Below are 25,040 nucleotides of genomic sequence, written 5' to 3'. Positions count from 1 at the left end.
GCCCCGAACGTCCAGTTGTTATTGAAAAAATTGAGGAAGGTAGGCTTTATTTTCTTCTAGTAATTGTTTTGTTATTTCTTTAGCTTTTGGCACATTAACCACGGTACGGTTAAGTGTGAGTGCATTAATCAGCTTTTGCTGACTTCCTTCGTACCAAGCATCCACAACTAATTTCTCGTAACCAAGTTGGCTCTCAATCATGGCTTTTTGGAAGGTTGGGATTTTTCCTACAGTAAAAGCTTTCGGTCCATCACTAGTTAGCGCAGCTGGAACTTCTACCATGGCGTCATTTTGTAAATTTGTAATAGCACCATTATTCGGTACGATGACGAGATACACATCGCTCAAGTTGTAGGCTAGCGAAGCCGCGACTCTCACCATGTATCGACCATGGATATCGGCATGCAGTGTTTCGTGCTTCGTGGTGCCCGCTTCAATTATTCTTGCGTTCAATTCGAACACTCGTTTCTCACGGCCGTTAATTACCTGCCTTGCGCGAGTATTGTTGATATCCTCTTTCGCCACCATTTTTTCAGGGTACAAATAGTACTGAAGATACGTATTCGGCAAAAACTCTGGATTATCAGCAAGCATTGTTCTCATGTTTTTGAATGTGGCTTGCCACGATGGGTCATCCGCTATTTCCGCATCAACCGCACTGATCCCTTCTTTTAGGATGATATTTTTAATTTTGTCCGTTAAGTCTTCACCCTGTTTGTTACGAATTTTGGTAAACCAGCCATAGTGATTAAGCCCAAAATATTCAGGAACGAAGTCCCAAATTTCACATCCTAACAATTGCGCATAGCTGACCATAATCGCTGCTGGCATATCACAGATATTTAGAATTCGCTTATCATGCGGAAATTCACGATTTAAAGCTTCAGCGACAATTGCCGCCGGGTTGGTGTAATTAAGAATCCACGCATCTGGACACGTTTGTCGGATCTCATTCACTAGCTGGATCATGTCGCCGATAGAGCGAAGTCCATATGCCATTCCTCCCGCGCCACATGTCTCTTGCCCAACACAAGAGTTGGATAGCGGGATTTGTTCATCGCGCTCGCGCATGGCCAACCCACCAGTGCGGATCTGGATAAAGAAAAAGTCCGAATCTGCGAATGCGACAGATTTATCCGTTGTATAAACAAACTCTTCAACTTCTGGATAGTGTTCTCGCAATAGAATTTCAGTAGCTAATGCATTCGATTCTTGGCGTTTCTCATCTATGTCGTAAAACACGACTTTTGCGAGTGGAAAGTTATCTTTTTCGGCAATAAGGCTGTTCATCATACCAAGTGTGTATGTACTGCCAGCACCAACAATCGTTAATTTTTGACGTTTCATTTCGCTACCTCAAATGTTTACCCTGAAAATGTATAAAATAAGTATTAATACTTTATGATACATTTAAAGTGTAAGCACAAAGATACGAGATAAAGATCACACAAAGATCCTAAAGAAAAGTATTAACTACATCTCAGATCACATTCTTGCTATCATGATCCAAGACTTAGCGAGGTATTATGAAACCCAAATACATAGACATTGCGGAACGATTAGAAAAAAAGATCAAAGATGGGGAACTACAACCTAAATCGATGCTTCCAAAAGAGAGTGATTTGCAAGAAGAGTTTTCCGTAAGCCGCGTAACCATCAGAAAAAGCTTACAAATTCTGGTCGACAATAATTTAATTAGTCGGACAAGAGGTAGTGGAACTTATGTAAACGATCTAAAAGCCCAACATGATGCCTTACATTTGCTGGGTTTTATCGAGGAAGTCAGTAAACAGGGGAAAACGCCTAGCTCTCAAGTCATAAAGTTCGAACTTAAAAAACCGAATGAACAGGTTGCTAAGCAGTTAAATCTCTCGCCCAATGATGATACATATGAAATACATAGACTCAGATGTATTAATGATGAGCCTGAAATTTACGAAGTCACTCATATGCCAGCAGTGTTATTTCCAGACTTGAGCATAGCCATAATGAATGGTTCTAAATATGAGTACATTGAAAATAGCAAAGGATTGAAAATTGCGAAAAGCAGTCAGTCTGTCAAACCGTATTTGTTAGATGCAGAGACGGCCTCATACCTGAATGAATCAGAAGCTTCCCCTATTCTAAAAGTTGAGTCCACTGGTTACCTAGAAGATGGTCGTGCATTTGAATATACCGTCAATTACTTCCGACTTCATCAATACAGCTTCGAGTTTATTTCAACTAGGACGTAGTACTATTCGACGCTAATGGTTAATCATTGCGCCAAATCTTATATCCGACCTCTCGCATTGCTCTGCCGAGCAGGTGGGAGGCGACTGGCGCAGTGAGAACGATAAACAACATCGTACCGATAACCCGAGAGATCACGGTAACTTCAGGGAGTGAGAAAGCGACCGCTAATAACAAGCAGCTCACTCCGACAGTTCCAGCTTTGGTCGCTGCATGCATTCGGGTATACAAATCAGGAAGCCTCAGGACACCTAGACTTGCAACCAAGGTCAACAATGTTCCTAAGCATAAAAATAGTCCAATCAACACGTCCATTATTCTTTCTCCTTTCTTTTAACGATCAAACGTGCAAATGCGATCGTGCCGAGAAATGCGACCAAACCTAATGTAATGGCGATGTCTAACAGAGCGTCCTCACCGCTGTCTAAGGTGTAAACCGTAATAAATCCGATAGTGATAAATGAAATCAGATCTAACGCCACAACTCGATCAGCTAGCGTTGGTCCTAGAATTAAACGAGCAAAAGCCATAACAAAGCTGAGTAGTAGCCCAGAATAGGCAAAAGTGACCGTTATTTGCAGCCAACTATCCACGCGTCACCTCCAAAATTCGATGCTCTAACCCATCTTTAATTCCGCGAATAACCTCTTCATGTTCAGGTGCAAACATGGCATGAACGATAAGATACTTTTTATCAGCCGTAACATCCAAACTAAGCGTACCCGGTGTTAAAGAAACCATGTTCGCCAGTAATGTGATTTCTAGGTCAGAATCGACCTCCAGAGGGACATAAACGATATCAGGCTGACTCAAATGAGTAGGTGTCACGACGTCCCACACCACTTTCGCAACCGATATAACCATTTCATAAGCGAAGTACGCCAATAACTTCAATGCAGATGCAAAACGTTGAAAGTAGCTCGTTTTCAATCCAAATGGTTGACTCAACCTTAAAGCAAAAAAACCGACCGTAAATCCGACAACAAAATTCAGACTCGAATAGCTGCCATTAAGCATCATCCACGCTAACGCTAAGAAAAAATTGAGGAATAGATAGATCATGTATTTCCTCCTAACACCACTCTGATGTATTCAGTCGGATTTAACAGTTGTTCTGCAGCTTGAACGGAAAATTGATAAAAAGGCTCCGCCACTAAGCCAATGATTAGCGTCAACGTTGTCAATACAATAATTGGAACGCAGTACAACCAATGTACTTTGGCCTGCAGAGTCTGTTCTGGCTTCTCTCTAAATGGCTTTTTCCAAAATGCCTCACTCCAAATTTTCGTCATCGAGTAGACGGTAAGCAACCCCACCAATAACGCGGTACCTGCTAACCAGTAATATTCAGCCTGTATGCTCGACTTGATGACCAATAGCTTTCCCCAGAAACCCGATAGCGGTGGGAAACCGGCCAGAGAAAACGCAGGGACAAGAAACAAGAACGCCAACCAAGGCATAGCTTTATATACCCCACCCAAATGTTCAAGTTGACTAGAGCCATATTTGCGCTCGATGAATCCACCTATTAAGAACAAATTCGCTTTTACAATGATGTGATGAACAATGTAGAAAATGGCACCGGCTAAAGCTAAGGGAGTGTAAATAGCCAACCCCATGATCATATAGCCTATTTGGCTAATAATATGAAAAGAAAGAATTTTCTTAATGTCGAATTGGCTAGCCGCTCCTAAAACGCCCGTTAACATGGTTAGCCCTGCGACCCAAATTAACGTCGGTTGCCAGCCACTCTCGGCGAGCGGAAATACTAAGGTGAAGACTCTTATCAACGCGTATACACCGACTTTAGTAAGCAACGCTGCAAACAGTGCCACCACACCGCTTGGCAACGTGTGATAAGAAGCGGGCAACCAAGCAAATAAAGGAAAGAGTGCCGCTTTAATAGAGAAGGCAAACAAAAACAGCGCGGACAGCATCATGTTGATGCTCAATTCATTTCCCCCAACTTTGGTGTAGAGATCGGCCAAGTTCAAGGTGCCCGTTGCGCCATACAATAAACCGATAGCAAGTAAGAATACCAGCGTCGAAATCAGGTTCAACATCACGTACTTTACTGCACCATCAACTTGAGTTTTCGTTGCATCTAACACCATTAAACCAAATGATGAAATGAGCATGACCTCAAACCAAACATACAGATTAAAAATATCTCCAGTCAGGAAAGCGCCATAAACGCCAGCAAGCAACACGTGCATTAGCGCATGGTAATTGCTATAGGAGGGCTTTCGGTGAAGGTCCGCCATCGCGTAGAAAACACATATCGCACCAATCACCGCCGTTATCATCACCATAGCAACGCTGAGGTAATCTGCGACAAACACGATACCAAATGGCGCACTCCACTGACCAAAAGCAACGGCTTGAATACCATTATTTATGATGTTTTCTGTGAGAAAGCCCGCAACGAAAAGGTTCGAAATCGCACTTACACCGCTCAACCACTCAACACTTTTTGTTGAGCGACGGACGAAGAAGATAGTCAACGCCGTACTCAGCGAGAGAACAACCGGTAACGTAAGCAAAATCGAACTCATTGACCCTCCTCAGAACGTTGCATTTCATCGACGTTTGCAGTTCCAGTGTCTTTATAAGCTCGATAGAACAGCATTAAAGCAAAAATAAGTAGTCCAAAACCGATGACTATCGCAGTTAAGATAAGCGCTTGAGGTAAAGGATTTGCCGCGCTATCTGGTGGTAAAAGAGCATTATCGCCAATCAATGGCGGCTCTCCAGGCGTCAGCCTTCCAGCGGTAAAAATAGCAAGGTTAACCGCACTACTGAGTAACATGATGCCGAACAAAAGGCGCAAGATATGCTTTTCAAGCATTAAATAAACACCTGCTGCGACAAAGACTCCAACGACAACACTCCAGACTATTTCCATCACTCTAGCTCCTCATTAATACGAAGCAGCATACCCATCACGCCACCTATAACGGCAAGGTAAACACCAACATCAAAAACCAATGGCGTCCCTAGTGGTATCACGTCTTTCCACCACAGTCCGGTCAAAAACGGTTTATCAAACGCAAAGCTCAAAGCACCAGAAACTAAGCTCAATGCGATGCCAGATAACGCAATGAGAAACGGTTTGAAATACAACCTAGAACGAACGTATTTCGGTGATTCCGCGAACATGAGAAGTGATAAACCAATAACGGCAATCAACGCACCAATAAAGCCACCACCCGGTTCGTTATGACCACGTAACAACAGATACACTGAAAATACGAGCATGAGTGCCGAAACAATGTGTGCCGTGGTTGCAAAAATTAATGATTGGATACGATTTTGCTTTTTCGCTCTTGTCTTAAGCAAACTCACTGCCGCAATCCCAGCAATAACAACGACGACAACTTCTCCCAATGTATCAAATGCGCGAAAGTCGACCAGAATAACGTTAACAATGTTTCGCCCATGTCCACCCGGGACACTGTTTTCTGCAAAGAAATCTGACACCGAAGAGTCCATCGGCTGAGACGTGATTCCTAACAAAAGTAAAGTAACCGAAACTCCTATCACACCTGCTATGCAAATATTCGCTACTTTACGTCTTATTGAATGCTTGGGCACGGTGGTTAGACGTGGCATATGACGCATTAACAATGCAAGAAAGACCACCATTAATGTTTCCACTAACAGTAAAGTCTTCGCAACGTCCGGGGCGCTATAAATCATAAAAACAAGCGTAGTCATGAAGCCAATCATACCAAGCGCAGAAATCGCAAGAAGTCTTGCGTGGGACAACGTACATACGAGCGCAGCACCAATCAACAATAAGGCGATACCAATCTCATAGAAAGTGACACTTGAAAGTTCGCCAACCAAAGGCAGAGGAATAAGCGCTACCTGACTCAGTAACGCAACGGCAAGTACCGTGAAAAATAATAGGACATAGCGACTCAATTTCTTTTGCTGTAACCGCGCCGTTTGCCACTTCGCCACTGTCATCATGCCATCTAATAGTCGTTCAAAAATATTCTCCGCTTTGGGGACGAATAGATGTAACCGCTGAAAAAATGCAGACACAGTAGGATAAACACGGTACACCACATACCCCAACGCTAGCGTAATAACGCTTAACACTAACGGTACATTCACGCCATGCCATAGTGATGTCTCTTTAAGAGTTGCTGTGGGCAGAATGTCAGCAGAGCCCGGAAAAATAATATTGCGATCTAACCAATTCAAACCGAATAACGGAACTAGGAGGCTGCCAACTGCCAAGAGCAAAGGCGAGATCCACATGGCTTTTTTTGTCTCAACTGGCTTAGTTTCAATCGGCACGAGATCACGGCGAGCAAAGAATGGTCTCGCAATAAGCATAATGGTTAGCGCGACCATCAGTATATTCACGATTAAAAGTACAAAGGCGATCCAGTTATTGAGCTCTACTGCGGATTTGTACATATATTCTTTGCTCAAAAAGCCTAACAACGGCGGGAACCCCGCTTTAGACAATGCAGCCAAACTCCCCGCAACCATGCTGATGACGAGAACTGACTTCAGGCCGTACAATTGATCAATATCTCGTGTTCCTGTCGCTTTGTCGATATTACCCACCACCATAAACAGCGCAGCTTTATAGAAAGAGTGAGCGAGAATAAACATCAATACTGCACTAACGGCCAAATCTGTGCCCATACCTAGTAATAATGTTAATTTACCCAAAGCAACATTCGTGCTGTAGGCTAGCATCAGCTTCAAGTCAGTTTGTTTTAATGCGACAAATGTGCACCAAATGGCCGTGATACTCCCAGTGATGACTAAAGCATAAAACCAGATCTCGCTATGGGCATAAACTGGCGATAAACGTGCTAATAGGTAAATGCCTGCCTTTACCATTGTTGCCGAGTGTAAATACGCACTGACCGGAGTGGGAGCTGCCATCGCGTTAGGTAGCCAAAAATGAAACGGGAATTGCGCAGATTTAGTAAATGCACCGAGTAGTATGAGCACTAGAGATGGGATAAACCATTCATGTTGCGCAATAGTGTCTGCCTGCTCGATAATGGTATTTAGCTCATAACTCCCTGCCATTGCTCCCAGCAAGATAAGACCAGCTAGCAACGCTAGTCCACCAGCACCGGTAACAATCAGCGACTGCAAGGCGTTTTTCCGAGACGTTTTATTTTCGTGATTAAACCCGATCAGTAAGTAAGAAGTGATGGTGGTGAGTTCCCAGAAAACAAATAACAACAGAATGTTATCGCTCATCACAATCCCTAGCATGGCAAGCATGAATAGGGTTAGATACAAATGAAAGGAAAACCGGCTATCACTTTCTCGTAAATAAGCCAAAGCGTAGATTTGAATCAGTGCGCCAATCCCACTGATCAGTCCCGCAAAAAGAAATGAAAGACCATCTAATCTAAAGCTAAGGTTGATATCGAGGTTTGGTATCCATTCCGCATTCCAGCTCACGCCTGCAGGATTATAGATGTAGAAGAGAAAAGAGAAGATTAAAACTGGCAGCGCAGGGAAAATCAGTAAGACCAACTGATTATCTAGGTTTTTCGGCAGGTTTTCTTTACCCGTTATGTTATTCAACATCGCAGCCCATTCGTTATTATAAGAAGGTACGCCCTATTCGGCGCAAATGACAAACTCCACTGTATTGTTTTAGCCCAAGCGCTTCAAAAACGATCATGAAACCAAGGGAAAAGTAGCAAACAGTAATCACTGAGTGCTACTTAGAGGAACGCCGATACAAACCGCTATTTGCTGTCTGCTACGGCATAAGAACGTAGGTCACTACTTACGTGTTCTTGGCTGAATGTATATGGATTATAGTCATCAGCTAACTCGAATGCATCGTAGGTGCAGTCACCGATATCATTTCTCGGACAAACATAAACATTCGAACGTTCTATCATTTCTGTGTGGCATTTCGGGCATAGGTTTTTCATGTCACTCTCCTCTGATAACTTATTGATACATTGATAATTCCATGTTCTAGAGATCCATCTCCCTCCTTTACCTAAAACAATCACTTAAACCCAACTTTGTTACACCCCAATTACTGAATCGGTGAGACAAAACCATCGGGCTTAAGAGCGACCAAACTACAGTTAATCGATTGCAAAATATTTTCAGCCGTATTACCAATGACATAGCCAGATATACCAGTCCTCGCTAAGGTACCCATGACCAACACGTCTACCTCAATACTTTCTACGTAATCTGGAATCTTTTCGTCGGGTTTTCCATGCAGGTGGTGAATCACAATTTCACCTGTAATCCCAGACTCCTCCAACAGCTGTTGCAGAGCTTGTTTATGATCGGCTTTTGCCTTGTCGAGTTCATGTTTCAACTCAGCATCATCGACTTGAATCCAAGCGTTATCATTTAGGTAGTTTTCTAAGTAATACTCCCAGCAAGAAATCACGTGTAAACGACTATCGCAGGTGTCGGCAATCGAACGCGATAATTCGAGTAAACGCACGGCTAATGAGTGCTGTTCATCGCTTGCCGTTAATGGGTCGATAGCCACAGCAACACGGCGCTTATCTCTTGGCTTATCAATTGGTCGGTGCAACCAAAGCGGACAAGGGCATTTTCGTAACAGAGTCATATCAATAGCTTTGAAACCCTCAGCACCTTCACCGAGCGGTTCAGCTTCTTTGATGATGAGATCTTTGTTATCAGCTAATGCTTCTTGAATAATACAGACAGCGGGCTTTTCACTGCTTTTCACAGTAAGAGGAAATGCGAGATCCTCTTCAGAGAGTCCCAGCTTCTGTCTGTATTCGTGAATACTTTGTTTGAGGGAGTCTTGCAGCGATTGCTCATAACTTTGCTGATACTGGATCATGTCTGTTGGGAAATCAGGACACGCTATTAGCCCTGAGACAGGCACTTTGTTGCTAGATGCAATCCTCATCGCTTGTTCGAGGGCGTCACTATGGCCTGGCAATCCTTGTGTTGCAAAAAGTATGTTTGCGAATCGTTTCATACACACCTCCTTGTTTGGTTAAATGTTAACCACCCACAAAGTATAATACCTAACGGATAATTGTAACGGCTTGTGACGTTGATGAAATCAATTCTCATTAAGAGACGGATATTGCTTCATTTTGTTTTACGTCACACTCTCCTTTCTTCACAACTATCGCCTTCGACCTAAATAAATTCCGCTACCTAAAGTTGAGACCAAATAAAAACCCAAATTACTCAAAGTTTTTTCTCACCTTGAGTAACTTGGGTATAAGCAATAACACACTTAGTGTACGGATTTAAATGGATGACCTAAATTTTCACGCAACTTAGTTTAAAGATGCCATCTCAATCACGAATCGATATGCAAAGTTTTACGGCTTTAGTGACCTAAAATCGCCGTAACTCAATGTTAAGGTTGTTGTTTTGTCGGTGCCAAAGCAATTTCACGAACACATACACCTTGCGGTTGCTGATAAGCAAACAGCACTGCTCGTGCAATGTCGTCTGCTGCCAACACGCCGCCCATATCCACCTTCCAGGCGTCATAACCATCTTTAATATCTTGAGACGTTGTATGTGAAAGTAATTCCGTTTCCACTGCACCAGGTGCAATCGTCGTAACGCGAACATTCGATGACGCAACTTCTTCACGTACGTTTTCAGAAATAGCATGAACCGCAAATTTGGTACCGCAATAAGCAGCATGATCAGGGAATGTTTTCTTGCCCGCGATAGAGCTGATGTTAATGATCGTACCACTGTTACGTGCTTTCATAGGTGCTAGGACGGACTGCATGCCATTGAGCAAACCAATTACGTTCACATCAAACATGCGCTTCCACTCCGATGCTTCCTGAGTATCTATCTGACCTAGAAGCATAACGCCTGCGTTATTTACAAGTGCATCTACCGGACCATACAACGCTTCAGCTTTCTCAATTGCAGCCTCAAAAGAAGCTTTGTCGGTCACATCTACCTTTTCACAAAGCGTATTTGGTAAGTTTAATGCTTCCAAACGTTCTACACGTCTTGCTAACAAAAGAAGAGCATGGCCCTGTTCACTGAAGTGACGTGCAATCGCTTCACCAATGCCTGAACTAGCGCCTGTAATAACAATTAACTTTTTCATTTTGAATCCTTAATCGAACGGTTTACATCAGTGGCGGTAAGTTTAAGAAAACTTTGTTTGTTGATATATACCGACCTAGTTGAAACACTGTTGTTATACTGCAACAATACTTTTTTGAATTATGAAGAAGTCATCATGCAAACACACATCAACCTTGCGGATATTCGCTCTTTCGTCCTAATCGCTCAACTAGGAAACTTCACGAAAGCAGCAGAGCAACTTGGCGTTTCTCGCTCACACGTTTCACGTCAAATAACAAATCTGGAGCAACAGATTGGTGTCACTTTGCTACAAAGGACCACTCGAACACTGAACCTCACCGAAGCAGGCAAGGTTCTGTATAAACAGTGTGAAACTGCCCTTCACAATATTGATCAAGCTGTTATGGCAGTGGTTGATGATGTGGAAGACTTAAGAGGTGACATTCGTATCAACTGTGTGGGGGGCTATTTAGGAGAAGACGTTGTCGCAGATATCGTTGCTCAATTTCTAATCCAACACCCACAAGTGAGCATTAACTTAGATTTTAGCAGCCATCGTGTCGATTTAATCGCGGATGAATTCGATATCGCTTTTCGAATGGGAAAGTTAGACGACTCCAACTTTATCGCTCGCAAACTGATCGATGTGGAAATGGGGACATACGCAAGCCCAAACTATTTAGAAACATATGGCTATCCTTCTCATCCAAAGGACTTAGAAAAACACGTTTGTTTGACAGGTAGTGTGACACGGTGGGCATTTGAGAACACGAATACAAAGCAGTCAACTGAACACCAGATACGTGGACAGTTACGATGTAAGAGTGGCAGAGTAATGATAAAAGCAGCCCTGGCGGGAAATGGCATCATCCGTGTGCCAGCACTTTATTGTCAACAAGAACTCCAGACAGGCAAGCTAAAAGAAGTGTTTACCAATTGGAGCATTCCGAGTGTGGAATTTTCACTCCTTTATCATCACGACCGACATCAACCAAAACGCATCCGAGCCTTTGTTGATTTTACCACGCAATACTTTCGCAAACTGCAGAGTAAAGACAAGTAACCTGCACGTTGGTACCTGTCTATGTATGCTTTATAGGCTGAGCCTGTGAACCTGGGGGTTGTTCTAGAAAGAGTGTGAGCATTTTGACGCTTAAGGCTTGGTTTTCATAAACGTCAGAGGTGTTTGTCCAGTTTGCTTTTTGAAAAATGCAATAAAAGCACTGTCTGACGAAAACTCCAGCCAATCGGCAACTGCGCTGACTGGCATGCCCGTTGATAACAATTCAACGGCTTTTAAAAGCCTCCACTGTTGCCGCCAATCTTGATAATTCATACCCGTTTCCGACTTAAATAATCGTGTTACCGTCTTGGTGCTTGCCCCAACTTTGCTTGCAAGAGTAGTAAGCGAAGGAGCTAGAAATGAAGGTTCAACCAACTCTCGACGAAACGTTGTTAAGCGCCGATGCGATGGCAAAGGCAACTGAAACGAATAACGTTTCGCAGCATAAAACTCCTCCCAAAAAAGCGCCGTCGTATTTACCATCTCGCTGCTAGGCTTATCCCACTCCCAAAATGACATTTTATCAATAAGAGCTTGGAGTAAATTATTCACTTCTATCATCGTGATCTTACTCGGACAGGCAAACTCCTCACAATCAAAATACAAAGATCGATACGCCACCACATTCGTCATTAGTGCACGATGCGGCGTATTAGGTGGGATCCAAACCGCCTTTGTCGGTGGCAAAATACAAATCGAGTCTTCCAGAGCAAAACTCATACAACCTTGAGGTGCGTACAATAACTGCCCTTTCTTGTGCATATGCATACCTGAGTCGTGCTTGCCAATATCCGCAGCAATTCCCACTACATAATTAGTAATCTTGTCTGCATCAAATTGTGTTTTTTCGTTAATAAGCGCCATTTTGTCCGAATATTGATGTATTTGGTTTTTATGTTGTTATTAGATCAATCATAGCCTCATTTATACTGCCCGCCAACTTCATTAACGATGGGTAACAATATGAATACTAAGCCCTCTTTATGGCTCATGCTGGTTATGTTGATGTTTCCGCAAATTGTAGAAACCATCTATAGCCCAGCGTTGAGCTCAATCGCTCTATCATTTGATGTAAACCACGCACAAGCAGCCCAAACATTGTCGATCTACTTCCTAGCTTTTGCCATTGGCGTTGTAGTTTGGGGAGTTCTCGCAGATAAACTGGGAAGAAGGCCCACCATGCTTATTGGGCTCTTTATCTATGGTTGCGCATCTTTACTCGCAACTCAAACCGAAAGCTTTGCTGTTGTCATGGCCGCGCGAGCCCTAAGCGCATTTGGTATCGCGGTAGGATCCGTTGTCACACAGACCATGCTTCGTGACGCGTTTGACGGTCAAGAACTGAGTAAAGTCTTTAGCTTAATGGGGATGGGTATATCAATCAGCCCGGTAGTTGGCATGCTATTAGGCGGGCAGCTTACAGCGCTTGGTGGATACCGTTATGTGTTTTTTGCCTTGTTTTTAATCGCGTTAGTATTGCTCGCTTATAACGTTATTAAGCTTCCTGAAACACAGAAGGAACAGACACCAGTACGGTTGCATCAACTTAGCTGGGAAATGGTAAGAGACGCGCGAATTTGGCGCTCAGGATTATTGGTTGCTTTGTATAACATTGCTCTATTTTCTTATTACCAGCTTGGCGCATTTACTTTCTCAGCACTTGGGTATAACTCCGAACAATTTGGATACAGTGGCATGGTACTGGGGTTAGGCACTCTGCTTGGGAGTTATTTAAACAAATCCCTAGTGTCTAAAAATGTTCGAAAAAGCCAACTACTTTGGCTCTCAGCAGTATTGCTTAGTTTGGGATCAGTCGGTGTGTTGATTCTGAGCCAATCAATCTGGTTTGTTGCTCCAATGGTGTTAGTCGTCATGTCTTATGGGATTGCGATACCCAATATACTCAGTGACGCACTTGTTGATTATAAACAACAGGTAGGTAGCGCAGGCGCTTTATTTGGGCTCATGTACTACATCATGATCGGGACGGGATTAGCGATGGCTGGAACAGCACAAAACTTAGGTGTCGTTCTATTAGCATGTAGCTGTTTAGCGATTTTATTAGCGTTTTCTAAAAGGCAAGTTCATACCAACTTGTGACCAGATACTACGCATTGCTTGCCTAATCTTCCGAAGATTGGTCTACATCTTTTCTAACGGTTAACTAAAACGTAAATAAAAAGCGCCTGTCGGCGCTTTAATTATCCATAGATCTTATTGCCATGTTGGCTCACCGTACTCTGCACAACGTTGCTTGTCGTAATTTTCAATGCGCCCGCGTTTACCTACAAACTGAACCTGAACAACCATTCCAGCTTCAACATATTCACTGAAATAATCGCAAGAAACACGAAAACTAGTATCGCGTATCACAATTGGTACCCATTCATAGCCGCCGCTGCGTGGTAAGTAAGACTTGAAGGTAATGACCCCGTCATCTGAAACGTTGATTTCTTCATCATATTCATTCAACTTATAAAAACGTTGTCCATCAAACTCTGCCTTTGCTTTTTCAATTATTTCCTTCGTTGCTGTCGATTGCATCGGCGTATTTGACACCAGTTGACACCCAACAATAGATGTCAATACGGACAAAGCCAAAGCGAGTTTAGTTATTTTATTCATTTACCTAACCACTGTATAATTATTCAACACTTACCATTTTAAAAGGAGGGAGACCATACTTTATTTTAAAGAAAATAAAAAGCGCCTTTCGGCGCTTTTTATCTGAACATTTCTTATCCAAACATCTCGAGTAAATTTTATAGAAAAGCTAACTCTTTATTACAATGAATTTTATTTAAGCTCTCACTGGAATCTATTGCTATTTAATCCCAAGCTTCAAACTCATTAGGCTTTACGTGTTTTATTTTTAATCTAACGTTGGGATCCAGAGCTGTTTCAGTTCCCAATTCACTGTAGTACTCAACAGCATTTTCATCTTCAATCATGTCAACGAAGCTAGCAACGACACTCAACCGTCCACCACCTCTAGTCAATGAAAAGTACGCATTCTTGTTTTCATTTACTTCAAATTTCAAAGGAATGAATTCAGGTTCTTCAAGAGAAATATCTATCCATTTATAGTTATCTAAACTCTTCCCTTTTCGTTGGGCATAAACTGTTTTCAACCCATTTTCGTCAACAACGAAGTACATCGAATTCTCGGCTTGATTAAAACAAGCTTTCAAGCCACCGCCTTTATTTTCCAAATTACATGTAAATACAAAAGGGTCTTGTTCGCAGCCTGAGTTTACAAAAAATGGGAAGCGTAAAAATCCAAAACACTTATTATGATTAACAAGCAAGGATATCACCTTTAAATTTTAACTCTTAATTTTTTGCATGCGTATAAAAATAACTTTTAATTCTATTATAATAATGAATTAACGCACTCCACTGATTTTATAAACATGCAAACATTAAATTATCATCCCTTACATGTTAACTTAAATATTCACCCTTATTCGTTCAGCTCCTATATTCGCCGTCTTACCACTCATATAGTTTTCAGAGCTCTCACTATGATTTCAGTTCTCAAACCAACAAAAGAAGCGAACTATTTATCTAATTTAGCATTAAAACAAACATCTTCATCATTCTTAAAAAGTTTTTACATTACTAAATATATATTTGGCAGTGTCAACATTGATATTATACAAAAAGTTAGTAGAAAAATTATCATATACTATCTAATCTCAATTATGACTTTGAAATAGATTTCACTCATCATAATTAAAACTAGTCAACTCTTCAGCATCAAGTACAAACTTTCTAATGTCAATAATTCGGTCAAGATAACACTGGCGTTGTAATAGTTGTCCCGCTTGACCACCTTGATAAATTTCAGCATAAATTGCACATGACTCAGAAGCGACTCTATACTCTTTTTCTACATTATTAGAAATAATCTTTAAAATTCTACCAATATCTGAATTGGTTTTATTAGTGTCAAAAACCTTATTGATCAATGACTGATTAAATTCAATTTCCTTGTCAATACAACTAAAAGCCTTATCAATAGAGCCTGTGGAGTTATTCGTACACTGCTTGTAGCTATCAGTATAATCGCTAGCTATCGATGAAAATGAAAAAAGTAATACTAGTAAGCCAAGTAATTTCATTAATTTTCCTCTATAATTGCATTTTGGTCTAAAAGCGCCAAAAGTTTAATCTTCTCACTAAGAGCACGTTGTCTTAAACCACCCCACCATGTAGGGGAGCTCTTAAAAAGTAAGTGTGTTTTATCATGTTTATAGTTTTGAACAAGCTCGATAATCTCTCTGCTAGAAAGCTCAGTACTTTTACCAACAGCTCTTGATATTAAAGATGTTCTTGCACCAAACTGGACGCTAGTTGACCATATCATGTCAAGTATTGCAGCTTCGTTAGTATTTTTGATAATACCTTCTGAGATAAGCTTATTATAAAGTGGGTCAAAATGTGTTTCTTTTATAAACTTGTGCTGTGCATTTCTAAAGCCAACCGCATCACTATTTGCTATACGCTTCCAAGTTTCATCAAACGCATCACTACCTACGGTCAACTCACAAAAATGGTCTCTATATTTAGAATTTTTTACAAAACGATGCACAACTTTAAGATTAGACGACAACTGGTAAACACCATATGATTTACCACCATGATCCCCTCTACCTGACGAAATAACCCCCGGGCCTCTTCCACCTGATTCATAAATTTCAGATGTTTTACCCAGTTGCACGACGAGTTTTGGAGACAGATTGAATAAGGAGAACGGCCAATAATGCCAAAGACTCTTATCACCGCTTAGTTGCAAATCACCTTGTAAATCTTGCATCCATGAGAACTTATCTGCTCTTTCCAGTTCGAATTGCGAGAAAAGATCAAAGCTATCCATCACTTGATCGCGCCATGGGGAGTTACGGTAGTCCTCTATAGTCACAAAACCAGCGGAGCACTTAATATCTAGAGCTTCCTTTGCGGTCTGATGGATTGATTCATAAAGACTTTGTGACGACTCTGTATGCCAATCTGTAGGATGTTTCACAATAAATCGCTCAAAGTGTTTACGCTTACCGTCTAAGTATACTTTGGCATCGCGAGCAGTGAACGAGGAGAAGTCCGTTACTTGATCTTCTGTCACAGATTCAAGTAATTGCTGAATAAACGAATTACTCATATCAACGGCACCGCTACTATCGGCCCCATCGAGAACAACAAGTGGATTTTCTTCCGCATTTTTGGGAGAAATCTGTTTTTTTAAAAATTCGGGCGGCTCCTCAAAAGAGAACATCTCGATATGCACACGATTATCTTCTTTCTTAGTTCCAATTGCATCGTTACTGTACTCATGCAGTCCCATGTAACCGATATCTTCCCCAGCTGAAACCTTTATCCCCTCTCTAAATAGGAGTGGGAGTAAAGAAACCACACTACCGTCCCTAATCATTGCCGCCTTGTCCGACATCCATTTAGGTTCTGAAACTGGTTCTGATAGGACAGCAGAGGAATCTTCTAAAATGTCAAAGTCACTATTGAGACCCGAAGCAAACCAAACAATCTTGTTTAACAGTGCTTTTTCGCTACCACTTGCCGATTTACCATTCTCTACCACACGGCACTTTATCATTTTGTAGGTATTTTTGTCGATCTGGTATGGATGGGTCTCCTTCTCTTCTGCATACAGGTATTCAAGTAATGTTCCTTTAGACATCGACTGTTTTTTTTCACCAGAATTAGTAGGCACATCACTATGTTTGAAAGTGCGTACATTTCTCGCTTCTTGTAAACGGTAACGCGTGGTTATAGATGAATTGGCGCCAATATCTGAAGGTGGCGCAAGGTGCATATAAAGTGTATAGAACTTAAATACATCTTCATTATCTTCGGGGTTTACAGCCTCATGCTCGATAAGCACAAAGTTATTACTATACTTAAACTCTTGCTCTTGGTACGTTGATGTTAGGTAATCAGGATTTATGCGAAATGCCACTATTTTTCCATCAAGCATCGCTTGAATAGGTCTGAGCCCTTTCCCCCACGGTAACATTTTTGATGTTAAGTGAATGCCACTATGCCAACCGTACCCTTGTCCTATTAAATAACGACCGCTCTTAGCTTGATCAAACAATTTCGTAAAATCACTGAGCGTGTAGTAAGCGTCACCTTCTCGTTGCGCTATCGGAAAAACTGCATCCATGATTTAAATGTCCTAGTCAGAAAAGTTATCGTCAAAAGTGACAAATGATGGGCGGTTCAAGTTGTTTGACTTCGTGTACACCACCGCATTAACCCTACCTAAATTAGTAGCAAAGCTAGATTGGCTCGCTATGTTAACGGTACTCCCAAGGGCCATTGCCGATATAGAAATTAGGGTGTCATTTTTGGTTTCGAAAATTTGGCTAATGACGTCAGGAAGTGCTTGTTTGAAGTGGTTAAGTGCTTTTTTATAACCGTTTATACCCTCTTCAACAGAACTCAACGATCTTGCAGAAGCTTGGCTTTGTATGAAATCTAAACGACCGATGATTTCACTGTTTAGCTCATCGATGTATGAACAGATTTGATTGTTTATCAACGTCCATAAAACAAACTGCAAATACTTCACAGTATTTCCAGTCCCTAAAAAGCGAAGCTTCGCTAATAATTCATAGGGAGGCTCAAACACATCAGCCTGATATAAGACTCTCAATATATCGCCATTTTCGTGCACTTGCTCCAAGAGCAGTTCAACTAAAGGTTCATATTTCTCTAGCGCAGTAGTATCAGTTTGGATGTGATAAAGTGCCGAAACATAAGCATCAGAAAAATCTTTAGAGTGATTTTGACTAATCGCATAAGGAGACGATATACGGCTTTGCTCTAACACAATATCTTTAAAGTCATCATCACTGAAGGATGGGGACATCAATATCCCCCAGTCATTAGCAACCCCAACACGATCTTCCCAAAATGGCGAGCGGCGACCTGCGACAAACGTACAAAAATCATTCGGATCAGGGTAAGTTTCCGTCACAATATTTTCAGCTAAAGATTGGTTCGGCGTATAAGAGTCTTGAGTTTCGCTGAGCACTAACTTGCATTCTTTTAGAGCGAGACCATTAACAGTTGCTTTTCCGCTAGAATCCAGCACTCCACTCCCAATGACAGCACCTGAAGGTTCGACTAAAGAAAATTGTGCATTAGAGTAAGGGAGCCCATTTGGATATTTGCATTCTATATCCAGCGTATACGTCCCTTCCTGCTCTTCCGTCACAGAAACCGATGGGTTTTGTGCGCCACCCAAACACATAGTGTTAGCTTTGTTCATGGTCATTTGATCGGACAGGCGACATACGCCCTTACCTTCAAACTTAACTGTTGGTGAAGCTGAAATGAATTTTGCTTCGGCTTCTATCGTGCCTGAGGAAACGCCTTTTCTGTCACCGCCCGCATCGCCGGTACTTTTTGAGAACGTACTGCCCTTGATAGCGACACTGTTACCGCCATCCATAGAGACTGTCGTAGTCCCACCAGCAAGGTCTGCTGATTTAGCATTGTTGCCATAAGGGATAGGAACGACTGGCTTGCCGACCTTAGTTAAACAAACATCTGGGAGCGTTGCATTCGCTTCACCACCTGAGCCTTTATGAACTATCGAAAGTCCATTCGCACCAACTGTTACGCCCATAACCAATCCATTTGAATTTTATTGATTGAATGATAAAAGAGATCGCACATTGCAATCTCTCTAAATGACTAGTGAATTTCACTAAAAGACCAGTGATATTCACAATAAGCCCTAAAACTGGCAGAAGATCTCATTTTTAGATTTCTGGTTATCTATACACTTCAAGCAGTTGCTGAAATTTTAAGTCTATGACGATGTAGGTTGCCGCATACATAAGCGCAAACGTCATCGCACTAAGACTCAAGATCAGCTTGGGTGAAATTACCCTTTTTAACGGCTTCTTTAGGTATTTAGCTTTAAGGTTGATTAAAGAAACTTTTTCTTGTTCTGCTAGGCGGTCATCTCGCACTAATCGATAAATGGTGCTGCCAATTTCCGCTAACTTTTCGTTACCACGCTCTTCACGGCCGTACTTGCCTTGGAAACCAAGTTGAAGCAATAAATAGAGAAACTCTATAACGTGACGGTATTTGCGAGGGTCGGCTTTTAAGCGGTCGAGAATAACGAAGAACTTATCACCACCAGACGTTTCATTATGGAATTCAGACAGTAAGCTGTTCTGGCTCCAGTGACTATTTGCCCCCCATTCTTGCCGACAAACAGATTCATCAATCGCCGCACACAAGCAGTAACGAATTACAAGAACCGAAGCACGATCGAGCTCCATTTCATTAAGTTTTCGTTCGCCTTTTCGAATCTCACGTGCCACTTGTTCACGAAATGGCATCGGGTCATCAAGCCAAGGGATCGAAGACATACAAGACAGACTGGCGATCAACCATGAGAACTGGTCCACTAGCGGGTTAATACCCATGTTATCGATAGATAGATCTTGTACTGCGATGTTTCTCGACAAGTCAGGCGCTGGCATTACCTCCATTGGTTTGCCAGGCTCTGGTTGGAATAAGACTACGGTGACGTCGGTTTCTGCGTAACTCATAGACGAACGGCCCAAAGTTGCAATGATAAGTTAGCGAAATCGCCCGCAACGTGAATCGCAATCGCAGCAGTGTTCTTCAATGCCATCCACTCTTCGCCCGTTTTATCGAGCTCGAAATAGGTGTAGCCAGCGTGATACGGCAGCGCACGTGGCACTACTGGCATTGGTTTGATCTCAATCCCAGGCAGTTGAAGGTTAATCAAGTCACGTATGTTATCGATAGAACCGATCTTCGTTTGGCTGACAAACTGGGTATGCAGGACATCCAAGGTCACGTCAGCTTTAACTGCGAGGATAAAGGTCGTCGTATCGATGATCTTATTGTCAGGGATTGCTGCCGTTCTGATGCCATAGTTCTGATCTTTTAAGGTCAGTGGAATTGCTCTTTGCTCAGACATCACGCTCAATGTCATTTTCGCACTGTCTAGGACGCGAGAAAGACAGCTAGTAAGATCACCATGATTGTACTTCGTAAACTCAATAGGTCGGCGTGTCGTTGAGCACAGCGTCGAAAGCTCACCTTCTGCCTGAAGAAGAATTCGATACAAAGACTCAGGATGCACAGCTTCTGTGCTGGCGAAATGCCAAAACAAGGGTTCGTATCGGTTGAGCGCTTGCAATAGCATAAAGTCAGAAACCGATGATACACCTTGTTGATCCACCACCCCTAATCGCTGAACTATCGATTCCGCGCGATGCTTCAACATAGAAGCAAACTCGGTCGCAAATTTACTCAGTACTGTCGACGCATGAATATCGATACAGGTAGGAATGAAACTATCATCTAAGATCACGCTGCCATCAGGCTTCACTTCTGAGATCTTTAAGATCGGAATAGACGTGTAAGCACTCTTATCTTCATGATCGTACATTAAGCAAAAGTTAAGCTTACCGACGACGATATTTGCCATGTCTTCCGAATCATAACAAGCGTCAACCGCTTCTTGAGATTCCATCGTATAGCGCGCACCGTCTTTTTTGGTACCAAACAACTCAGAACGTTCCGATGGTAACGGACAGCACAAATAAACGACTTTATCGGCAATAGAAGGATCTACATCTTTCACTTCAGGCAGCTCGGCAAGCAACGGAAGCTCAAATGGTGTCCGGTCTTGTAAAATACCTTCAGCACGAGTAATACCGATTTTACCCAGTGCTAGTAACTGAGAGTTGATTTCTAAACGTTTAATTCCCCAATGCAAAGGCGATGCATTGGCACTCAGTAGGCTCGATAGTTTACTTTGCGAACGATCGAGTTGTTGAAAATGCTGCGGCTTCATGAACATTCCATCTTGCCAAACAACTGGATTGTATAAAGACATGTTTCTATCCCTTAAAAGTAAACCTGTTCAATGCCGCGAGTGTTATCAGAAATTAACTCACTGCCCTCTAACTTGAGCTTGATGTAGTACTCGCTCTTCTCTTCAATAACTTCCACTTTTCGCCATGACGAACCATCAATATCACGAAAAGCCACTGAAAAACCGACGGCACGAGTGTCAGGGTCTAGCGTTAGCATTTCATGAACTTTTCCACCTGGCTGTATTTGATATTCGTAACGTTTGATGTACTCATCACCCAACGACGCTTTATCGCTCTCAAACAAGGCAAAGAAATCTAAGCTTCGGAACAATACTGGCGAACTTAATTCGTGAAGACGGAGAATAACTGGAGATGACTGGCCCCCATTTCTCACATTGAGTACAGGTGATGCCTCAATAACCAATTCAATCGACGAAGTTTCTGGTGTGATACCTGTGGACTCTTTAAATTGATCCCACATGGAACAACCGGACAACATGGCAAATCCGAGTAATACGGCGATACTACGCATGGTTTCCCTTAATCACTTTGTTATAGTTTTTCTTAATCAGCCCTTTTAAGGATGTTTCATTAAGCAGGCGACGATTATTAGTGTAGAAATCTAGGTATTCGGCCCACAGCTTTGACTTAGTTGAGAACAAAGACTGGCTAGCGACCCTGTTAGCAAATGCTACGGGATCGTTCGTTTCAGACTGTTCTAAAACGAGCTCATTCAGTGCTTTGTTAAACATAACTTGGTGGTCGTTCAGCTCATCGAGCATTTGTTCAACCAGTTCATTTGGAGCCAGTAATTGCTGACTATTCAAAGTGAGCATTAGCTCTGCAATGTTCGAGTTAGCCTCACTCGCACTCTGCTCATCCTTTAACGATTCCACTTCGTGCAACTCTTTCTGTAGGTTATCAATACATAAACGCAAGCAAGTGCCCATTTGCTTGAATAACTGCGCCTCGTTTGTCATCAACTCTGGATTTCGAATACCCAAACCATCAAAAAACGCTTGCGCTATATCTTGAGAGCAAACGGCCGCATCAGTATCGACTTGTGCTTTCGTCGTACTGTTTATCGCGTGCTCTGCCGTAGGTATTTGAAGTTGCTGATTAGTGTTAGGAGAAGGCGTAAAAGATTGGGTCATCTCTTCCCATTTTGACCCTGTGTTAGCCTGCTCTACGACCATCTCAGTAACATTAGGCGTACGATGTTGTCTTTGAATAGTGCTATCTGGGGCTACCGTGCCAGGTTGCATCACCTCAGCTGAGGCAATATCGGCTCTATGTGCCTTACCGCTTTCTGGCGCTAATGCATCATTGACTGATGCGTTACTCTTGGTTTCCGCAGCCATCCAGTCTTCAGGGATTAGGCTTGGCTGATCGAATTCGGAATATATACTGAAACTGTCATCGACCACCTGACGCGTGCTTTCCACGGTTCTAGGTTGTTCAGATTCTGTACGCTCATTATCACGAATTAAGTAATCGTCATCTCGCTGCATCGAAAAGTTAAGGTGAGCAACAGGATCATGACAATCAATGTCATCCTGTTTAGTCTCCATAAACAAATCTTCTAAGGCACCGACTTTTTCTTCCTCTTCGACAACCGCATCTCCTAGACTAACCAGAGGATCGCTAGATACTCGCTCAGGAGCAATATCAGCGGCGATGTCTAGTGTTGAGGTAACGTGCTCAAGAGAAACACCAATCTCATATTGCCCTAAAGAAATGATGTCGCCATCAACTATCGCAATGGGTTGATTTTTTAGTATTTTATTCCCATTTACCATTGTGCCATTAGTTGATACGTCACTTATATAGTAGGTATCTCCATACACGCTGAGCAAACAATGAGTGCCCGATATAAAGCGGTTGTGATCGGCTAAAGACACGCTACAGCTTGGGGAACGACCTATCGAACCACCACTTTCAGGCATTTCAATATGCTTTGCACCGGTGTATTCCTCTGGACACTTTGAGATAAATAAAACTAGCTGATTTGAGTACATTTACGAACCTCAAAAGAGCAAAGAAACTGATAGTTCAAGCCCACCAATTCCATCATTTACAACCGGAAGGATATAAGAGGCCTGCGGGATAATTTGTATATGGGCGTCAGGATTACTGCCTAACTTTATAGCAGTACCAAGGGTCACAACCGCACCTAACTCAAACTGGTCGATATCTTCAACACTCTCATAACGATAGCCCTCTTGGTCTACTTGCCAACGATTAGAATATTGCGAGTAACCGACAGACAAGCCCGCACCAACATATGGCGTGAAAACACTCCAAGAAGTCAACGCATATTGAGGAACAACACGAAGTTCATAGTTCGTCGCTTCTTGATATAAGCCGTTTGCTGGCGCTTCAATATCTTCTGCTAGATAGTTTAGCCCTAACCACCAACGCCAACGGTTATTGTTTTCATCAATAGGACGAGTATGAACCAAGCCGAACCTAAGCGTATCCTGCTCACCACTTTTACCTTCATCGTATTTAATGCTATCGATAGTCAACATACTGGTAGAGAGTCCATATCGCTCCCCTTTTGCCATTGCAACAGAAGAAAATAGACACATGGCTGAAATCAGCCCAATTTGACTTGGTTTTAGCATTTCGTCCCTCTAGGAAAACCGATATTCTACTTAGAGGCGAAAGATATCAATTATATTCTCTTTTTCAATAAGCCTAAAAAAACACCTATAATTTAATACATTTCAACTATCAGGTTGGTTGTTTTACCTACAAACAAAAACTAAAGAACCGACTACAGATTAAGTGACGAGACAGTAAATCTTTCTATTTAAATAGAAGTAACAGAATTTGATTGCTAATTGAACAAAACGTAATCTCCGATAACAATTTAGTTACTTTTTAATCAACGTTCTCATCTTCATATATAAGTTTCTTCTTATAAATAGACTTAACTATTGATATTAATATTATGAACAAAGATCACACTAAAAGTAATTTAATTTCTTTTAATGAATTTTTATTATCTAATCCGCTTATTTTGTCTATAGAATTGCGGCAGATGTGCACTGCTTATAATTTAATATAACAGTAGTGAAATCCTATATAACTTAATACTTCTATATGATCAGTTGGAACTTTCCTTATGTTTTTTACCGACTTCGCTCGAAGACCAATCGATGAAAATAACCCAAGCGGCTCTAATCCTAATGGTTCTGAGGATTTTGACGAAATTAAACGTCAAATAAACAACCTGAATAAAGTCACAGGGAGAGTCTCGTGGAAAACGGTTCAAACACTCTCAAAAAAGATCTTGAGTACCCAAGCGAAAGACCTACGTTGTTGCTGTTACTTTACCGTTGCATCAACCTATAACGACGGCTTAAGAGGCCTTGTTGAAGGGTTAAACTCAATACTTGATGTGTGTGTCGTATATTGGTTCAACGCGTATCCAGAGCATTCAAAGTCAAAGGCACGAATGAGCGCTATTGAATGGATGGTAGAGCATACTGAAAAACGAATTAATAAGCATCGGGCGTTACCAGAAGAGCTTCCATTGATAGAGGCAGCACATCAATTATGCTTGAGGATTGAGGAAGAGCTTCGTCTTCATTACGGTATTGAAGCGCCGTCATTAGGTCGCATTCGCCGTATTTTGAATCAATGGATTGAGCAGATAAAAGAACAACAGATTGCGGCTGAGTTACGCGAGAAAAAACAGGCTTTGTTGCGTAATTCGATGGAACTAAATCAGGAAGTTACGATCTGATCGGTTACATCAGTTAATCATCGTAGCC

At 42.0% G+C, this 25,040-nt stretch carries 23 protein-coding genes and 2 pseudogenes; 4 read left to right on the top strand and 21 right to left on the bottom strand.

Going from position 1 to position 25,040, the window contains the following annotated elements; all coding sequences use genetic code 11:
* Positions 1 to 18 precede the first annotated feature (18 nt).
* Positions 19 to 1,347: a 6-phospho-alpha-glucosidase gene (locus R7Z49_RS17240; RefSeq protein WP_005373308.1), complete on the bottom strand. Its 1,329-nt coding sequence runs from the start codon at positions 1,345 to 1,347 to the stop codon at positions 19 to 21.
* A 179-nt stretch (positions 1,348 to 1,526) separates the two neighbouring features.
* Here R7Z49_RS17240 and R7Z49_RS17235 point away from each other — a divergent pair, with 179 nt between their 5' ends.
* Complete coding sequence (locus R7Z49_RS17235; RefSeq protein ID WP_005373312.1) at positions 1,527 to 2,234, top strand: GntR family transcriptional regulator; 708 nt, start codon at positions 1,527 to 1,529, stop codon at positions 2,232 to 2,234.
* Positions 2,235 to 2,253: 19 nt separating this feature from the next.
* On the opposite strand, the gene mnhG is transcribed toward R7Z49_RS17235, so the two are convergent.
* From mnhG to R7Z49_RS17190, 9 genes are all read right to left on the bottom strand, one after another.
* Positions 2,254 to 2,547: a monovalent cation/H(+) antiporter subunit G gene (gene mnhG, locus R7Z49_RS17230; RefSeq protein WP_005373314.1), complete on the bottom strand. Its 294-nt coding sequence runs from the start codon at positions 2,545 to 2,547 to the stop codon at positions 2,254 to 2,256.
* Complete coding sequence (locus R7Z49_RS17225; protein ID WP_005373317.1) at positions 2,547 to 2,825, bottom strand: cation:proton antiporter; 279 nt, start codon at positions 2,823 to 2,825, stop codon at positions 2,547 to 2,549. Before R7Z49_RS17225 ends, mnhG begins: the two co-directional genes overlap by 1 nt.
* The gene (locus tag R7Z49_RS17220) at positions 2,818 to 3,294 is read right to left on the bottom strand and encodes a Na+/H+ antiporter subunit E (RefSeq protein WP_017633702.1); all 477 of its coding nucleotides are present in this window, start codon (positions 3,292 to 3,294) and stop codon (positions 2,818 to 2,820) included. Before R7Z49_RS17220 ends, R7Z49_RS17225 begins: the two co-directional genes overlap by 8 nt.
* Positions 3,291 to 4,787 carry a proton-conducting transporter membrane subunit gene (locus R7Z49_RS17215; RefSeq protein ID WP_033906422.1) on the bottom strand — a complete coding sequence of 499 codons (1,497 nt, stop codon included), beginning with the start codon at positions 4,785 to 4,787 and terminating at the stop codon, positions 3,291 to 3,293. Before R7Z49_RS17215 ends, R7Z49_RS17220 begins: the two co-directional genes overlap by 4 nt.
* The gene (locus R7Z49_RS17210) at positions 4,784 to 5,137 is read right to left on the bottom strand and encodes a Na+/H+ antiporter subunit C (protein WP_017633704.1); all 354 of its coding nucleotides are present in this window, start codon (positions 5,135 to 5,137) and stop codon (positions 4,784 to 4,786) included. Before R7Z49_RS17210 ends, R7Z49_RS17215 begins: the two co-directional genes overlap by 4 nt.
* The gene (gene mbhE, locus R7Z49_RS17205; RefSeq protein WP_213971746.1) at positions 5,137 to 7,806 is read right to left on the bottom strand and encodes a hydrogen gas-evolving membrane-bound hydrogenase subunit E; all 2,670 of its coding nucleotides are present in this window, start codon (positions 7,804 to 7,806) and stop codon (positions 5,137 to 5,139) included. The genes R7Z49_RS17210 and mbhE overlap by 1 nt, the downstream gene beginning before the upstream one ends.
* Positions 7,807 to 7,970: 164 nt before the next feature.
* Positions 7,971 to 8,162 carry a hypothetical protein gene (locus R7Z49_RS17200; RefSeq protein ID WP_213971745.1) on the bottom strand — a complete coding sequence of 64 codons (192 nt, stop codon included), beginning with the start codon at positions 8,160 to 8,162 and terminating at the stop codon, positions 7,971 to 7,973.
* 110 nt (positions 8,163 to 8,272) lie between these two features.
* The gene (locus R7Z49_RS17195; RefSeq protein WP_213971744.1) at positions 8,273 to 9,208 is read right to left on the bottom strand and encodes a universal stress protein; all 936 of its coding nucleotides are present in this window, start codon (positions 9,206 to 9,208) and stop codon (positions 8,273 to 8,275) included.
* 393 nt (positions 9,209 to 9,601) lie between these two features.
* The gene (locus R7Z49_RS17190) at positions 9,602 to 10,321 is read right to left on the bottom strand and encodes an SDR family oxidoreductase (protein ID WP_005373333.1); all 720 of its coding nucleotides are present in this window, start codon (positions 10,319 to 10,321) and stop codon (positions 9,602 to 9,604) included.
* A gap of 135 nt (positions 10,322 to 10,456) precedes the next feature.
* On the opposite strand from R7Z49_RS17190, the gene R7Z49_RS17185 reads away from it, so the two are divergent.
* Positions 10,457 to 11,365, top strand: coding sequence for a LysR family transcriptional regulator (locus R7Z49_RS17185; RefSeq protein ID WP_005373334.1), 909 nt, complete (start codon positions 10,457 to 10,459; stop codon positions 11,363 to 11,365).
* Between the two features lie 90 nt (positions 11,366 to 11,455).
* Here R7Z49_RS17185 and R7Z49_RS17180 read toward each other — a convergent pair whose 3' ends face one another.
* On the bottom strand, positions 11,456 to 12,229 hold the full coding sequence (locus R7Z49_RS17180; protein WP_186585408.1) for an AraC family transcriptional regulator: 774 nt from the start codon (positions 12,227 to 12,229) through the stop codon (positions 11,456 to 11,458).
* A 99-nt stretch (positions 12,230 to 12,328) separates the two neighbouring features.
* Between R7Z49_RS17180 and R7Z49_RS17175 the strand changes: the two genes are divergently transcribed.
* Positions 12,329 to 13,465: a multidrug effflux MFS transporter gene (locus tag R7Z49_RS17175; RefSeq protein ID WP_053307573.1), complete on the top strand. Its 1,137-nt coding sequence runs from the start codon at positions 12,329 to 12,331 to the stop codon at positions 13,463 to 13,465.
* Positions 13,466 to 13,579: 114 nt separating this feature from the next.
* Here the strand turns inward: R7Z49_RS17175 and R7Z49_RS17170 are convergent, their stop codons facing one another.
* The 10 genes and pseudogenes from R7Z49_RS17170 to R7Z49_RS17125 all read right to left on the bottom strand — a co-directional run bounded on the left by R7Z49_RS17170 (position 13,580) and on the right by R7Z49_RS17125 (position 23,885).
* The gene (locus tag R7Z49_RS17170) at positions 13,580 to 13,990 is read right to left on the bottom strand and encodes a hypothetical protein (RefSeq protein ID WP_318111851.1); all 411 of its coding nucleotides are present in this window, start codon (positions 13,988 to 13,990) and stop codon (positions 13,580 to 13,582) included.
* A 203-nt stretch (positions 13,991 to 14,193) separates the two neighbouring features.
* Positions 14,194 to 14,682, bottom strand: a complete 489-nt coding sequence (locus R7Z49_RS17165) for a hypothetical protein (RefSeq protein WP_258489478.1) — start codon at positions 14,680 to 14,682, stop codon at positions 14,194 to 14,196.
* 405 nt (positions 14,683 to 15,087) lie between these two features.
* Positions 15,088 to 15,489 carry a hypothetical protein gene (locus R7Z49_RS17160; protein ID WP_104980543.1) on the bottom strand — a complete coding sequence of 134 codons (402 nt, stop codon included), beginning with the start codon at positions 15,487 to 15,489 and terminating at the stop codon, positions 15,088 to 15,090.
* Positions 15,489 to 17,546 (bottom strand): vgrG protein, encoded by a 2,058-nt coding sequence (locus tag R7Z49_RS17155; protein WP_104980542.1) that lies wholly within the window; start codon positions 17,544 to 17,546, stop codon positions 15,489 to 15,491. Before R7Z49_RS17155 ends, R7Z49_RS17160 begins: the two co-directional genes overlap by 1 nt.
* 902 nt (positions 17,547 to 18,448) lie before the next feature.
* A pseudogene (locus R7Z49_RS28125) lies at positions 18,449 to 19,016 on the bottom strand (DUF4150 domain-containing protein); the annotation flags it as partial.
* A gap of 148 nt (positions 19,017 to 19,164) precedes the next feature.
* Positions 19,165 to 19,956: a type IVB secretion system protein IcmH/DotU gene (icmH, locus tag R7Z49_RS17145; protein ID WP_025767903.1), complete on the bottom strand. Its 792-nt coding sequence runs from the start codon at positions 19,954 to 19,956 to the stop codon at positions 19,165 to 19,167.
* Positions 19,953 to 21,278, bottom strand: a complete 1,326-nt coding sequence (gene tssK / locus R7Z49_RS17140; RefSeq protein ID WP_005373357.1) for a type VI secretion system baseplate subunit TssK — start codon at positions 21,276 to 21,278, stop codon at positions 19,953 to 19,955. The genes icmH and tssK overlap by 4 nt, the downstream gene beginning before the upstream one ends.
* 11 nt (positions 21,279 to 21,289) lie before the next feature.
* On the bottom strand, positions 21,290 to 21,790 hold the full coding sequence (gene tssJ / locus R7Z49_RS17135) for a type VI secretion system lipoprotein TssJ (RefSeq protein ID WP_005386118.1): 501 nt from the start codon (positions 21,788 to 21,790) through the stop codon (positions 21,290 to 21,292).
* On the bottom strand, positions 21,783 to 23,276 hold the full coding sequence (locus R7Z49_RS17130; protein WP_318111848.1) for a type VI secretion system-associated FHA domain protein: 1,494 nt from the start codon (positions 23,274 to 23,276) through the stop codon (positions 21,783 to 21,785). Before R7Z49_RS17130 ends, tssJ begins: the two co-directional genes overlap by 8 nt.
* A gap of 9 nt (positions 23,277 to 23,285) precedes the next feature.
* The gene (locus R7Z49_RS17125; protein WP_017633753.1) at positions 23,286 to 23,885 is read right to left on the bottom strand and encodes a hypothetical protein; all 600 of its coding nucleotides are present in this window, start codon (positions 23,883 to 23,885) and stop codon (positions 23,286 to 23,288) included.
* A gap of 503 nt (positions 23,886 to 24,388) precedes the next feature.
* Here R7Z49_RS17125 and R7Z49_RS17120 point away from each other — a divergent pair.
* A pseudogene (locus R7Z49_RS17120) lies at positions 24,389 to 24,967 on the top strand (type VI secretion system ImpA family N-terminal domain-containing protein); the annotation flags it as partial.
* Positions 24,968 to 25,040 lie beyond the last annotated feature (73 nt).

The organism is Vibrio sp. 1562, from assembly GCF_033340155.1.
Lineage (GTDB): Bacteria > Pseudomonadota > Gammaproteobacteria > Enterobacterales > Vibrionaceae > Vibrio > Vibrio alginolyticus.
This window is presented reverse-complemented; position numbering and strand designations above follow the sequence as displayed.

Excerpts from the sequence above, each read along its gene's own strand:
- R7Z49_RS17235 (WP_005373312.1), top strand. The coding sequence starts at position 1,527 with ATGAAACCCAAATACATAGACATTGCGGAACGATTAGAAAAAAAGATC.
- R7Z49_RS17160 (WP_104980543.1), bottom strand. The coding sequence starts at position 15,489 with ATGAAATTACTTGGCTTACTAGTATTACTTTTTTCATTTTCATCGATA.
- R7Z49_RS17130 (WP_318111848.1), bottom strand. The coding sequence starts at position 23,276 with ATGTACTCAAATCAGCTAGTTTTATTTATCTCAAAGTGTCCAGAGGAA.
- R7Z49_RS17200 (WP_213971745.1), bottom strand. The coding sequence starts at position 8,162 with ATGAAAAACCTATGCCCGAAATGCCACACAGAAATGATAGAACGTTCG.
- R7Z49_RS17185 (WP_005373334.1), top strand. The coding sequence starts at position 10,457 with ATGCAAACACACATCAACCTTGCGGATATTCGCTCTTTCGTCCTAATC.
- R7Z49_RS17180 (WP_186585408.1), bottom strand. The coding sequence starts at position 12,229 with ATGGCGCTTATTAACGAAAAAACACAATTTGATGCAGACAAGATTACT.
- R7Z49_RS17240 (WP_005373308.1), bottom strand. The coding sequence starts at position 1,347 with ATGAAACGTCAAAAATTAACGATTGTTGGTGCTGGCAGTACATACACA.
- tssJ (WP_005386118.1), bottom strand. The coding sequence starts at position 21,790 with ATGCGTAGTATCGCCGTATTACTCGGATTTGCCATGTTGTCCGGTTGT.
- R7Z49_RS17195 (WP_213971744.1), bottom strand. The coding sequence starts at position 9,208 with ATGAAACGATTCGCAAACATACTTTTTGCAACACAAGGATTGCCAGGC.
- mnhG (WP_005373314.1), bottom strand. The coding sequence starts at position 2,547 with ATGGACGTGTTGATTGGACTATTTTTATGCTTAGGAACATTGTTGACC.
- R7Z49_RS17125 (WP_017633753.1), bottom strand. The coding sequence starts at position 23,885 with ATGCTAAAACCAAGTCAAATTGGGCTGATTTCAGCCATGTGTCTATTT.
- R7Z49_RS17155 (WP_104980542.1), bottom strand. The coding sequence starts at position 17,546 with ATGGATGCAGTTTTTCCGATAGCGCAACGAGAAGGTGACGCTTACTAC.
- icmH (WP_025767903.1), bottom strand. The coding sequence starts at position 19,956 with ATGAGTTACGCAGAAACCGACGTCACCGTAGTCTTATTCCAACCAGAG.
- R7Z49_RS17190 (WP_005373333.1), bottom strand. The coding sequence starts at position 10,321 with ATGAAAAAGTTAATTGTTATTACAGGCGCTAGTTCAGGCATTGGTGAA.
- R7Z49_RS17210 (WP_017633704.1), bottom strand. The coding sequence starts at position 5,137 with ATGGAAATAGTCTGGAGTGTTGTCGTTGGAGTCTTTGTCGCAGCAGGT.
- R7Z49_RS17170 (WP_318111851.1), bottom strand. The coding sequence starts at position 13,990 with ATGAATAAAATAACTAAACTCGCTTTGGCTTTGTCCGTATTGACATCT.
- R7Z49_RS17220 (WP_017633702.1), bottom strand. The coding sequence starts at position 3,294 with ATGATCTATCTATTCCTCAATTTTTTCTTAGCGTTAGCGTGGATGATG.
- R7Z49_RS17215 (WP_033906422.1), bottom strand. The coding sequence starts at position 4,787 with ATGAGTTCGATTTTGCTTACGTTACCGGTTGTTCTCTCGCTGAGTACG.
- R7Z49_RS17175 (WP_053307573.1), top strand. The coding sequence starts at position 12,329 with ATGAATACTAAGCCCTCTTTATGGCTCATGCTGGTTATGTTGATGTTT.
- mbhE (WP_213971746.1), bottom strand. The coding sequence starts at position 7,806 with ATGTTGAATAACATAACGGGTAAAGAAAACCTGCCGAAAAACCTAGAT.
- tssK (WP_005373357.1), bottom strand. The coding sequence starts at position 21,278 with ATGTCTTTATACAATCCAGTTGTTTGGCAAGATGGAATGTTCATGAAG.